Source organism: Streptomyces avidinii, from assembly GCF_014650695.1.
GTDB lineage: Bacteria > Actinomycetota > Actinomycetes > Streptomycetales > Streptomycetaceae > Streptomyces > Streptomyces avidinii.
The window spans coordinates 1-13,949 of sequence record NZ_BMVL01000034.1; the positions used below are offsets into that span (position 1 = coordinate 1).

General features: G+C 71.4%; 3 protein-coding genes. All 3 read right to left on the reverse strand.

Features of this window, described 5'->3' with window-relative positions; genetic code table 11:
* On the reverse strand, positions 1-1,903 hold a 1,903-nt coding region (locus IE257_RS37385), incomplete at its 3' end, for a condensation domain-containing protein (protein WP_189974524.1).
* Positions 1,903-10,332, reverse strand: coding sequence for a non-ribosomal peptide synthetase (locus IE257_RS37390; protein WP_189974535.1), 8,430 nt, complete (start codon positions 10,330-10,332; stop codon positions 1,903-1,905). The genes IE257_RS37385 and IE257_RS37390, both read right to left, overlap by 1 nt.
* A partial coding sequence (locus IE257_RS37395) for a non-ribosomal peptide synthetase (protein WP_189974537.1) occupies positions 10,332-13,949 on the reverse strand: 3,618 nt, incomplete at its 5' end. The genes IE257_RS37390 and IE257_RS37395, both read right to left, overlap by 1 nt.

Consider the following 13,949-nt stretch of genomic DNA (forward strand, 5'->3'; position numbering starts at 1 on the left):
GCGGAACCACCACACCCTTCGGCCGACCCGTCGAACCCGACGTGAAAATCACATACGCCGGATGCGACGGCAGCACCCGCACACCCAGCGGCCCGTCAGCGACACCCGCCAACTCATCCACGACGGCGGGCTCGTCGACCACGACAACCGGAACACCGGACGGCACCACACCGGCCACCGCCTGCGAGGTCACCACCACGACCGGCGCAGCATCCTCCAGCACGAACGCGACCCGCTCGGACGGATACTCCGGATCGATCGGCAGATACGCACCACCCGCCTTCACCACCGCCAGCAGAGCGACCACCATGTCGACACCACGCTCCAACGCGACACCGACCACCGACTCCGCACCCACACCACGCGACACCAACAGACGCGCCAGACGATTCGCCCGCCCATCCAACTCCGCGTACGAGTGCTCCACACCCTCGAACACCACCGCAACCGCACCCGGAGTACGCCCCACCTGCGCCTCGAACAACCCCGGCAGAGAAGAGGAACCGACCTCCACGGCCGTGTCGTTCCAGTCCACCAGGACCTGCCGACGCTCAGCCGCGTCCAGCAGATCGACTCCGCTCAGTCGTGTCTCCGGCTCGGCCACCAGGAGTTCCAGCGCCCGCCGGACCTGCGTCGCGAGCCGCGCGACGGTGTCGCGGCCGAAGAGGTCCACGGAGGCGGTCACCGAACCCTGCAGGCCCGCCGGAGCGCCGCCCTGGTCGAACAGTTCGACGAAGTCGAGTTCCAGGTCGAACTTCGCCGCCCGTACGTCGACCACCGCGTCCGCCGCGGAGCCTTCGGACTCGGCGCCCGACCGCTCCAGAACGATCCGCTCGTTGTTGTGGACGGTCAGCATCACCTGGACCAGCGGGTGCCGCGCCAGGGAGCGGGTCGGGGCCAGCTCCTCGACCAGCTTCTCGAACGGCACGTCCTGCTGCGCGAGTGCGGCCCACCCGGTCTGCCGCACCCGGGCGAGCAGCTCCTTGAAGGTGGGGTCGCCGGACAGGTCGGCGCGCAGCACGAGCGTGTTGACGAAGAAGCCGATGACGTCGTCCAGCGCGACGTCGGTGCGGCCGGCGACCGCTGTGCCGATGGGGATGTCCGTACCCGCGCCCAGGCGGGACAGTACGACCGCGAGTGCGGCCTGGAGGACCATGAAGACCGTGGCGTCTTCGGCCCGCGCCACCTCGGCCAGCCGGGCGTGGACCGCTGCGGGGATCTCCAGCGGCACGCCGTGGCCGCGGTGCGAAGCGATCGCGGGACGGGTGTGGTCGAAGGGCAGGGAGAGTTCTTCCGGCGCTCCGGTCAGGTTCGCGCGCCAGTAGGCGATCTGGCGGGCCATCAGGCTGTCGGGGTCCTGCTCGTCGCCCAGCAGCTCGCGCTGCCACAGGGTGTAGTCGGCGTACTGGACCGGCAGCGGCTCCCACTCGGGGGCTCGGCCTTCGGCACGCGCGGTGTAGGCCGAGGTCACGTCTCGCAGCAGCGGTCCCATCGACCAACCGTCGGTCGCGATGTGGTGGACCACGAGGACGAGGACCTGCTCCTCCGGTCCGGTTCGGAGCAGCGAAGCGCGGATGGGCACCTCGGTGGCCAGGTCGAACGTGTGCGCCTCCAGCTCCGCGACCGTGACGTCGAGTTCGGCGGGGTTCACATCGGTGACCGTGAGGCTCCAGTCCAGGTCCTCCAGTTTCAGGATGTCCTGGAGGGGCTCACCGGCAACCGTCGGGTAGACCGTGCGCAGTACCTCGTGGCGTCCGAGGACGTCCCGAAGGGCCGTGTTGAGCGCATCGCCGTCGATCCGGCCCGCCAGCCGCCTGGCGATCGGGATGTTGTAAGTGGCGCTCGGGCCTTCGAGCTGCGAGAGGAACCACAACCGACGCTGCGCGAAAGACAACGGAAACATCAGGACTCCTCCTGGTTGCGCATCGACCGCAACGACGGCCTAGCTGACTTTTCATTTCCAAGCTGCTGTGCCAGTCCGGCAACCGTCGGCGCCTGCAGAAGCGCCTGCAGCGGCGCCTCGATGCCCAGCGCCGCACGGATCCGGCTGGTGAGTCGAACGGCGAGCAAGGAGTGCCCGCCCAATTCGAAGAAGTCGTCGTCGACGCCCACGCTCTCGAGGCCGAGGACTTCGGCGAAGAGCGTGCACAGGATCTCCTCCCGTGCGTCGGCCGGTCCTCTGCCGGCTCCGGCTGTGTACTCGGGGGCGGGAAGGGCCTTGCGGTCCAGCTTCCCGTTCACGGACAGCGGCAGCGCGTCCAGGACGACGACCGCCGACGGAACCATGTGTGCCGGCAGGTGATCCGACGCCACATCCACGACTGTGAAGGCAAGTTCGTCCGCCTCGATCCCACCCGGAATCGGGACGACGTAGGCGACCAGGCGCTTGTCGCCCGGCACGTCCTCGCGGGCGATCACAGCGGCCTGCGCCACCTGCGGATGGGCCGCGATCACGGCCTGGACCTCGCCCGGCTCGATCCGGAAACCACGGACCTTGACCTGCTCGTCCGCACGCCCCAGGTACTCCACCTGACCGTCGGCCGTCCAGCGTGCGATGTCGCCCGTACGGTAAAGACGCTCACCGGTGCCGTACGGAGAAGCCACGAACCGCTCCGCCGTCAGACCCGGCCGGTTCGCATAACCACGAGCCAGCTGCACACCCGCGAGATACAACTCACCCGCCACACCGACGGGAACCGGAGCCAGCCGCGCGTCCAGCACGTACACCCGCGTGTTCGCCACCGGAGCTCCGATCGGCACCACGGCACCGTCCGCGCCCGGCTCGCACTCCCACGCGGTCACGTCGACCGAGGCCTCCGTCGGCCCGTACAGGTTGTGCAGCTCCACACCCGCCAGAACCCCGAAGAAGCGATCCCGTACCGAAGCCGACAACGCCTCACCCGAGCACACCACATACCGCAGCACCCCGGCGGTGTCCATCGCGGACTCATCCGCCAGGAACGCCTCGAGCATCGACGGCACGAAGTGCGCCACCGTCACCCGCTGCCCACACACCACACCCGCCAGATACGCCGGATCCTTATGACCCCCCGGACGTGCCACCACCAGAGCAGCACCCACCGACAGCGGCCAGAAGAACTCCCACACCGACACGTCGAAACCGAACGGCGTCTTCTGCAACACCCGGTCCGCACCACCGATCCCGAACCGCGCCTGCATCCACGCAAGACGGTTCACGATCCCCTCGTGCGAAACCACCACACCCTTCGGCCGACCCGTCGAACCCGACGTGAAAATCACGTACGCCGCACCCTCCGACGCCACCTCCACGCCCAACTGCTCACCCGACAGACCCGCCAACTCACGCACCACGGCGGGCTCGTCGAGGATCACCAGCGGCACATCGACAGCCAGTCCGCCCGCCACCGCGGACGACGAGACCACCACGCCCGCGCCTGCGGTCTCCACCATGTAGGCGGTCCGGTCCGCAGGAAGCCCCGGTTCGATCGGCAGGTACGCACCGCCCGCCTTCACCACCGCCAGCAGAGCGACCACCATGTCGACACCACGTTCCAACGCGACACCGACCACCGACTCCGCACCCACACCACGCGCCACCAACAGACGCGCCAGACGATTCGCCCGCCCATCAAGCTCCGCGTACGAAACCTCCACACCCTCGAACACCACCGCAACCGCACCCGGAGTACGCCCCACCTGCGCCTCGAACAACCCCGACAGAGAAGAGGAACCGACCTCCACCGCCGTGTCGTTCCAGTCGCGCACGACCCGGTCCAGCCCTGCTTCGTCCAGCACCGGCACGGAGCGCAGCGGCGTCTGCGCACCGCCGTCGAGCGCCCGCTCCAGCGCGGACACCAGACCGTCGACGGCCGTGCACAGCAGTGCCTGCACCTCCGCCGGGTCCGCGGGCGCCACCGCTTCCACGGCCATCCGGATCGACCTACCGCTGTCGTTCACGGCGACCGCGAGCGGATAGTTGGTCGTCTCCTTGGAGAGCAGGGTCTGGATCGCGGGCGGCTCCGCCTCGCCGTGCCCGTTGTCGGCCGGTGCCGCCGTCATCGACGGTCCGTCCGACGGGTCCTGTGTATGGCGGTAGTTGAGGAAGGACGTGAACAACGGCGAGCCCGCCGTGATGCCACTGGACTGCTGGGCCAGAGCGAGCGAGGCGTGCTCGTGCTCAAGGAGCCGGGCCAGCTGGGAGCGCATCGTGGACACCGCGTCCACGACGTCCGGCCCGTCCGTCCGCACGCGCAGCGGGAGCGTGTTGATGAAGGGGCCCGGTACGCGGTCGCCGCCCGCTCCGGCGTTCATCCGGCCGAACAGCACCGTCCCGAACACCACGTCGTCCCGGCCGCTGATCGCGCCGAGCACGCGTGCCCACGCCACGTGCATGACCGTGGCCACGCTGGCACCCAGTCGGCGCGAGACCACCCGCAGCCGCTCGTTCAGCGCCGGGTCCAGCTCGCCGGTGGCGCGTTCGGTGCCGGTGCCGGCCCCGCGCACGTCGGTCAGTCCGTACGGGGCCGTCGGCTCCGTGACGTCACCGAGCAGCGCCGCGAAGTACCGCTCGTGCTCCTCCCGGGGGACCCCGCCGCGGGCCTGAGCCACGAAGTCGCGGAACGGCAGCGGCTGCGGCAGTTCGTCGCCGTGGCCGGTGAGGAACGCCGCGATCTCCCCCAGCAGGACCTCCAGCGCGGTGTGGTCCTGCACCATGTGGTGGATCCTGACCAGTCCGAGCCAGCGGCCTTCCGGGCCCTCGGTCGTGTGCAGCTCGACCAGGGGTGCCCGGGACAGGTCCATCGACAGGCCGACGGCTTCCGCCAGTTCTGTCGCGAGGTCGGTGCCGCGGGGGTCGAGGGTCACTTCTCGGACCGGGAGTTCGGCCTTGCGCCAGACGACCTGGACGGGCTCCCGAAGCCCGTCCCAGACGATGCCGGTCCGCAGGATGTCATGCCGGTCCAGGACCAGTTGGAGGGCCTCGGCGAACCGGTCGAGCAGCTCGCGGGAGCCGAATTCGAGGACGTTGGGCTGGACGTAGACGTCGTCGCCGCCGTCGGCGAGCAGGTGGTGGAAGAGCAGGCCCTCCTGGAGGGGGGCGAGGGGGTAGATGTCGGCGATGTTGGCCGCGCCTCCCGCCACGGTCGCCGCGACGCGGTCGATCTCCTCGCCGCTCAGCTCGACAAGGGTGAGCATCTCCGGGGTGATCGCGGTTGCGTCGGCCGGGATCAGGTTGTCCGGCACGTGGGCCGGCCGTAGGCCTTCCGAGAGTGCGAGGCCGGCCGGTGTGGGGCTGTCGAACAGCGCCCGTACCGACAGCGCCACGCCCTGGGCCTGTACCCGGCCGATGAGCCGGACGGCGAGCAGCGAGTGGCCGCCGAGGGCGAAGAAGTCGTCGTCGACGCCGACGCTCTCCAGGCCGAGGACTTCGGCGAACGCGGCGCAGAGGATCTCCTCGCGGGAGTTCGACGGGCCGCGGCCGCCACCGCTGCCGGCGGTGACGTCGGGGGCGGGCAGGGCCTTGCGGTCGACCTTGCCGTTCGCGGTCAGCGGCAGCTCGTCGAGAACGACGAACGCCGAGGGCACCATGTAGGCCGGAAGGTCCTGGAGCAGGTGTACCCGCAGGGCCGCCACGTCCGGGGCGAGACCGCCGTCGGCGACCACGTAGGCCGCCAGCAGCGCGTCGCCGGAGGTGTCGCGGCGTACGGCCGCGACCGCGCGCGCCACACCCTCGTGGCGCTCCAGAACAGCTTCCACCTCGCCCAGTTCGATACGGAAGCCGCGCACCTTCACCTGGTCGTCCGCACGGCCCAGGCACTCCAGCTCACCGTCCGCACGCCAACGAGCCAGGTCCCCGGTCCGATACAGCCGCTCCCCGAACCCGTACGGCGACGCGACGAACCGCTCCGCCGTCAGACCCGAACGACCCACATAACCACGGGCCAACTGAGCCCCCGCCAAATACAGTTCGCCCGCCACACCGACCGGAGCCGGACGCATCGAACGATCCAGCACATACGCCCGCACATTCGCGAACGGCCGACCCACCGACACCACATCCGAAGCGACCTCCGCCGACGTGGCCCACACCGTCGCCTCGGTCGGCCCGTACAGGTTCACCGCCCGCACACCCAGGTCCGTGAACCGCTGCGCCAACTCACGCGGCAGCGCCTCACCACCCACCAGCGCCCGCACCCCGACCGGCCAGCCCTCCTCCTCCAACAACGCCCGCCACAACGACGGCACCGCCTGCAACACATTCGCACCAGACGAACACACCAGCTCCGCCAGCGCCGCGGGGTCCCGCACCGTCTCACGCGAGGCGAGCACCACCGACGCACCCGACACCAACGGCAGGAACAACTCCAACGCCGCGATGTCGAACGACACCGTGGTCACCGCCACCAGCCGATCCCCGGCCGCGACACCCACCCGCTCACCAGCAGCGAACAAATGGTTCACCAACGCACCGTGCGGAATCACCACACCCTTGGGACGACCCGTCGAACCCGACGTATAAATCACATACGCCGCATTGCACGACTCCAGCTCCACACCCCCACGCACCGGCACGTCCGGCACGTCCGACAGAACCGCCAACTCCGCCACCACCGACGGATCATCGACCACAACCACCGGCACACCCGCCGGCACGACGTCCGCAACCGCCGTGTGCGACAGAACCAGCGGGACACCCGCATCGGCGAGAACATAAGCAATCCGCTCCGCCGGATACTCCGGGTCCACCGGCAGATACGCCCCGCCCGCCTTCATCACCGCCAACAGCGCAACCACCAGATCGACCCCACGGTCCATCACCACACCCACGACCGACTCCGGCCCGACACCACGCCCACGCAGCAACCGCGCCAACCGGCTCACCCGCGCATCCAGCTCGGCGTAGCCGAGTTCGACGTCCCCCTGCACCAGCGCGATCGCGTCCGGTGTCCGGGCCGCCTGCGCCTCGAACAGCCCCGGCAGAGTGGCTGCGCCGGTCTCGGCCTCCGTGTCGTTCCACTCCTCCACCACCCGGTGGAGCCCGGCCTCGTCCAGCACTCGCACCGCGCCGAGCGGTGCCTCGGGGCCGCCGTCGAGCGCCGTTTCCAGTGCCTGGACGAGCTCCTCCGTGGCCGTCCGCACCAGGAGGCCGACCGCCTCCGGGTCGATCGGGCCGACTGCGTCGACCGTCAGCGCGAGGCCGACGCCCTCGCCGTCGTCGTCCACCGCGACACCGAGCGGGTAGTTGGTACGTTCGCGGGCGTACAGCAGGCGAGCATCCAGGTCGTCCGGGTGCTCGTCGGCCGCGGGCTCCCGCTCCGCCTGCTCCTCGCCCCGTCCCGCGTTGTGGCGGTAGTTGAGGAAGGCGGTGAAGAGGGGCGCCTCGCCCTGGAGGCCACTGGCCTGCTGGGCGGTCGCCAGCGAGGCGTGTTCGTGCTCCAGCAGCCGCGCCAGCTGGGTGCGCATGTCCGACACCGCCGTCAGGACCCCGGTGTCGCTCGTACGGACGCGCACCGGGAGCGTGTTGATGAAGGGCCCGGGCACCTGCCCCGCTTCGGCGCCGCCGCTCATCCGGCCGAACAGCACCGTCCCGAAGACGACATCGTCCCGCCCGGACATCGCACCGACGGTGCGCGCCCAGGCGACGTGCAGAACGGTCGCGGCGCTCACGCGCAGCCGCCGCGCCACCTCGCGCAGCCGGCGCTCGGACTCCGGGGCGAAGGGCACCACCCCGCGGCTGACCGCCGTGCCGTCGCCGTGCACGTCCGTGACCCCGTACGGGGCCGACGGCTCGTCGAAGTCGCCGAGCAGTTCGGCGAAGTACTCCCGCTGCCCGCTGCCTTCGGCCTCCTGGCGCGCCTGCGCCACGAAGTTCCGGAACGGCATCGGCTCGGGGAGGTCCGCGCCGCGTCCGGTGAGGAACGCCCGGACCTCCGAGAGCAGCAGCTCCAGAGCCATGTGGTCCTGCACCAGGTGGTGCACTCGGACCAGTGCCATCCATCGGTCGGCACCGGGGACTGCGGCGCGGTGCACCGTGATCAGTGGCGCGCGTCCGAGGTCCATCGACAGGCCCACCGCCGCGATGAGGTCGGTGACCGGGTCCTCGGCGTCCGCGGGGAGGGTGACGTCGGTGACGGGCATCGCTGCCCGGCGCCACACCACCTGGACCGGATCCGGCAGTCCTTCCCAGACGAAGGAGGTCCGGAAGATGTCGTGCCGGTCCAGCACGTTCTGGAACGCCGCCAGGAAGGTGTCGAGGCCGGTGCGCGAAGCGAACTCCATGACCGCGGGCATCACGTATGCGTCGTCGCCGCCCTCCGCCATCAGGTGGTGGAAGAGCAGGCCCTCCTGGAGGGGCCCGAGCGGATAGACGTCAGCGATGTTCGGGGCTCCGCCGTCCACGGTCGCGACGACCCGTGCGAGCTCCTCGGCCGTGAGCGTCACCAGCGGCAGCATCTCCGGGGTGATCTCGGTCGCGCCCGCCGGGATCAGGTTCTCCGGCGCGTCCGGCCGCCGGGCTCCGGCCGTGAGCGCGAGCCCGGCCGGGGTCGGCGTCTCGAAGAGCGCCCGTACCGGCACGGTCACCCCCTGCGCGCGGAGCCGCTCGACCAGCCTGATCGCCAGCAGGGAGTGCCCGCCGAGGGCGAAGAAGTCGTCCTCGGCGCCGACCCGGTCCAGCTCGAGCACCTCGGCGAACGCGGCGCACAGCACCTCTTCGCGGGCGTTCGCGGGTCCGCGCCCGGCGGCGACGGGGTACGTCGGCGGGGCGGGCAGCTTGCCCGTGTCCACCTTCCCGTTCGCCGTCAGGGGCAGTTCGTCGAGGAGTACCACAGCCGCGGGAACCATCGAGTCCGGCAGCTGTTCCCGTACGAACGCGCGCAGCTCCGACGGGTCGATCTCCATGCCCGGCGCGGGCACGACGTACGCGACCAGCCTGCGGTCGACCGCCTCGGCGGCGGGGCCGGCCGCGGCCGCTCCGGTGCTCACGCGGCCCGGGAAGACCGCTTCGGCACCCGAGCCGTCCACGATCCGTACGCCGCTCAGCGGCAGCTCCGGCGCGCCCGTCAGGGTGTCCAGCGCGCGCGTCAGGCAGTCGGCGAACAGGAGGGCCGTTCCCTCGTCGAACAGGTCCGCGGCGGCCGTCACCGATCCTTGGATCCCGGAGGGGAGACCGTCCGGCCCGTAGACCTCGGTGAAGGACAGTTCAAGGTCGAACTTGGCCTGCGTCGCCCCGTCGGGGGTGACCGCCGACACCGCGACGGACTCTTCGTCCCGTACGGTCCGCGCGGCGTTCTGCAGGGTCAGCATCACCTGGAAGAGCGGATGCCGGGACAGCGACCGCGCCGGGGCCAGGTCCTCGACGAGCCGGTCGAACGGCAGGTCCTGGTGTCCGAAGGCCCCCAGGGTCGTCGCCCGTACCCGGCCCAGCGTCTCGCGGAACGTCGGGTCGCCGGACAGGTCCGTCCGCAGCACCAGGGTGTTGACGAAGAAGCCGACCAGGTCGTCCAGCGCCTCGTCCGACCGACCCGCGACGTCGGTGCCGACCGCGATGTCCGTGCCCGCGCCGAGGCGGCTCAGCAGGACGGCGAGAACCGCCTGCAGCGTCATGAACACCGTGACGCCCTCATCCTGCGCCAGCTGCAGCAGCCGGGCGTGGGTCGGCGCGGCGAGTTCCAGCCGTACCCGGTGGCCCCGGTACGAGGCCGCGGCCGGCCGCGGCCGGTCGAACGGCAGCGCGATCCCGTCCGGGAGTCCGGCCAGCGCATCGCGCCAGTAGCCGAGCTGCCGGTGCATGAGGCTCGTCGGGTCGTCCGCGTCGCCCATCAGATCGCGCTGCCAGAGCGCGTAGTCCGCGTACTGGACCGGCAGCGGCTCCCACTGCGGCTCCCGGCCCTCGCTGCGGGCCTGATACGCCGTCATGAGGTCCCGCGTGAGCGGCCCCATCGACCAGCCGTCGCTGGCGATGTGGTGGAGCACCACGACCAGCACCTGCTCGTCCGGCGAGGCGACCAGCAGCTCGGCGCGGACGGGCACTTCGGCCGCCAGGTCGAAGGCGTACCCCTCGGCGGCCGCGATCGCGGCCGACAGCTCCGCCGGGGCCACCTCGGTGACGGACAGTTCCCACGCCAGGTCGTCGATCTTCCGGACGTCCTGGTACGGCTCGCCGTCCACGGTGACGAACACGGTCCGCAGGACCTCGTGGCGGCCGATGACGTCCCGCAGCGCGGTGTTCAGGGCCGCTCGGTCGATCTGCGCGCCCAGCGGGAGCACCATCGGAACGTTGTAGGTGGCGCTCGGCCCTTCCAGCTGCGATATGAACCACAGCCGCCGCTGCGCGAATGACAAAGCGATCATCAGGACTCCTCCTGGTTGCGCCGCGGCCGAAGGGCCGGCCTGGTCGGTGCCTGCTGCGCCTGTTCCGTCTGCTGCCCCAGCCGCTCGGCGAGTCCCGCCGGGGTCGGGGCGTCGAACAGGGCCGCGATCTCCACCTCTGCGTTCAGTACCGTGCGGATCCGGTTGATCAGGCGGACGGCGAGCAGTGAATGGCCGCCGAGGGCGAAGAAGTCGTCGTCGACGCCCACGCTCTCCAGTCCGAGGACCGCGGCGAACGCGTCGCAGACGGCCTTCTCGCGCTCGTCGGACGGCTCGCGTCCGCCGGTCGTGCCGTACTCGGGCGCGGGCAGGGCCTTGCGGTCGAGCTTCCCGTTGACGGTCAGCGGCAGCGACTCCACCACGACGACGGCCGCGGGGACCATGAACGACGGCAGTCGCTCGGCCGCGAACTCCCGTACCAGGGACCGCAGGCCCGGACCGTCGAGGTCCGGCTCCGTGTTCGCCGCCGTGACGTAGGCGACGAGGCGGGTGTCCCCCGGCACGTCCTCACGAGCGATGACGACGGCCTGTGCGACGGCCGGATGTCCGGCCACCGCCGCCGCCACCTCGTCCGGCTCGATGCGGAAGCCGCGCACCTTCACCTGCTCGTCCGCGCGGCCCGCGAACACCAGGCAGCCGTCCGCACTCCACCGTGCCCGGTCGCCCGTGCGGTACAGCCGTCCGGTGCCGAAGGGGTCCGCCACGAACCGCTCCGCCGTCAGCGCCGGCCGGCCGAGGTACCCGCGGGCCAGCTGACCGCCCGCGACGTACACCTCGCCCGGGACCCCCGGAGGGACCGGTCGCAGCCACTCGTCCAGCACGTACACGCGCAGACCCGGCAGACCGCGGCCGATCACGCTGCCCGGAGCCGCCGGCTCGGCGGCCAGCTCCTGGTAGGTGACGTGGACCGTCGTCTCGGTGATCCCGTACATGTTCACCAAGCGCGGCCCCTGCGGGTGCCGCTCCCACCAGCCTGCCAGACGGGCCGGGTCGAGCGCCTCACCGCCGAACACCACCGCGCGCAGCGAAGCCAGCGCCTGCGGTGACCGTTCCTCGGTCGCCATCAGCTGGTAGAACGCCGACGGCGTCTGGCTGAGCACCGTCACCCGCTCGCGCTCCAGGAGGTCCAGGAACGCCTCCGGCGAACGCGAGACCCCGACCGGTACGACCACGGCCCGGCCACCGTGGAGCAGGGCGCCCCACAGTTCCCACACCGAGAAGTCGAAGGCGAACGAGTGGAACCAGCTCCACACGTCTCCCGGCCCGAAACCGAGGAGGCTGCGGGTCTGCGCCAGCATCCCCGTCACCGCCTCGTGCGACACGACCACGCCCTTGGGGCGGCCCGTCGACCCGGACGTGTAGATCACGTAGGCCGGGTGGGCCGGGGACGCGGCCGTCCGCTCGTCCGGGCCCAGCGGTCCGCGGTCGGCAGCCGCCGCGGCGGAACCGTCCGCCACAACCACCGGCACCCCGAACCCGTTCGCCCGTGCGGTCAGCTGCGGCGAGGCGAGGACCAGCGTCGCGCCCGCGTCCTCGAGCGTGTACGTCACCCGGTCATCGGGGTAGGCCGGGTCCAGCGGCAGGTACGCGCCGCCCGTCTTCACCACCGCGACCATGGCCACCACCAGGTCGGCCGACCGCTCGTGCAGCAGGCCGACGACCGACTCCGGACCGACACCGCGGTCCAGCATCAGGCGTGCCAGCCGGTTCGCCCGGGCGTCCAGCTGCCCGTACGTGACCTCCGCACCCTCCGCTACGACCGCAACCGCGTCCGGCGTCCGCGCCGCCTGTGCCTCGAACAGCTCCAGCAGCGTCGCCGGAGCCGCGTCGACCGGGTCGACCTGCCACTCCACGAGCAGCTGGTGGCGCTCGGCCTCGTCCAGTACGTCGACCCCGCTGACCGGCACTCGCGGATCCGCGGCCACCGCCGACAGCACCCGGCCGAACCGGAGCGCGATGCGCTCCGCCGAGCCCGCGTCGAACAGGTCCGCGGCCGCCGTCACCGCACCCCGCAGACCCGCGGGGGCCCCGTGCTCGTCGAACACCTCGCCCAGCCCGAAGGTCAGGTCGAACTTGGCAGCCGTCGCACCCGCGGTGACGCCCACCGGCGCGGCGGGCAGGTCCGGCGTCGCGGAACCGCCGTTCTGCACGTTCAGCATCACCTGGAACAGCGGGTGCCTGGCACGCGACCGCGCCGGAGCCAGGTCCTCGACGAGCCGCTCGAAGGGCACGTCCTGGTTCGCCATCCCGGACAGCGTGGCTTCACGGACCCGTCCCAGGACGTTGCGGAACTCCGGGTCGCCCGACAGGTCGGCCCGCACGACCAGCGTGTTGACGAAGAAGCCGACCAGGTCGTCCAGCGCCACGTCCGTGCGCCCGGCGTTCGCCGAGCCCATCGGAATGTCCTGGCCCGCGCCCAGCTTGGACAGCAGGACCGCCAGCGCGGACTGCAGCACCATGTTCATCGTCACGCCCTCGGCGCGCGCGACCTTCACCAACCGGGCGTGCACCTCGGCCGGGATCACGACCGGCGCGTCGATCCCGCGATGGGAGGCGACCGCCGGCCTCGGGCGGTCCACGGGGAGCTCCAGCTCCTCGGGGATGCCGGCGAGCGCGTCACGCCACTGGGCGATCTGACGTGCCATCGGGCTCTCGGGGTCCTGTTCGTCGCCGAGCAGTTCACGCTGCCAGAGGGCGTAGTCGGCGTACTGCACCGGCAGCGGCACCCATTCCGGCGCCCGGCCCTCACGTCGCGCCGTGTAGGCGGTCGCCACGTCCCGGCTCAGCGGGCCGTCCGACCAGCCGTCACCGGCGATGTGGTGGACGACGATCAGCAGGGTGCTCTCCTGCGGCCCGGACTCGAACAACCATGCCCGGATCGGCGCCTCGGCCGCCAGGTCGAACGCCCGGCCCTTGGCCTCGGCGATCGCCCCGTCCAGCGCCTCCGGCGCCACCTCGACGACGTCGATCTCCCACGCGAGGTCATCGAGGTCGATGATCCGCTGGTAGGGCTCGCCGTCCACCGTCGCGAACACCGTCCGCAGCACCTCGTGGCGCCCGATGACGTCCCGCAGCGCCTCCCCCAGCGCCTCCCGGTCCACGTCTCCCGGCAGCGGGAGCAGGATCGGAATGTGATAGGCGGTGCTGCCCTCCAACTGGTCGATGAACCACAGCCGCTGCTGGGCGAACGAGAGCGGGATCCGCTCGGGGCGCTCCCTCGCCTCCAGCGCGAGCCGCGCCTCGCCGGCACCGGCCAGGCGGGCCGCCATCGCGGCCACGGTGGGCGCTTCGAAGACCGCCTGCAGCGGCACTTCGACCCCCATGACCGCCCGGATCCGGCTGACCAGTCGGACGGCGAGCAGGGAGTGACCGCCGAGTTCGAAGAAGTCGTCACCGACTCCGACGCCCTCCACGCCCAGCACCTGTTCGAACGCTGCACACAGCAGGGCCTCCTGGGGGCTCGCGGGCCCTCGGTCGGCGCTGCCGGTGAGTTCGGGGGCGGGCAGGGCCTTGCGGTCGAGCTTCCCGTTCCCGGTCAGCGGCAGCGCCTCCAGCACCACCACGGCGGACGGGACCATGTACTCCGGCAGCCGACCTTC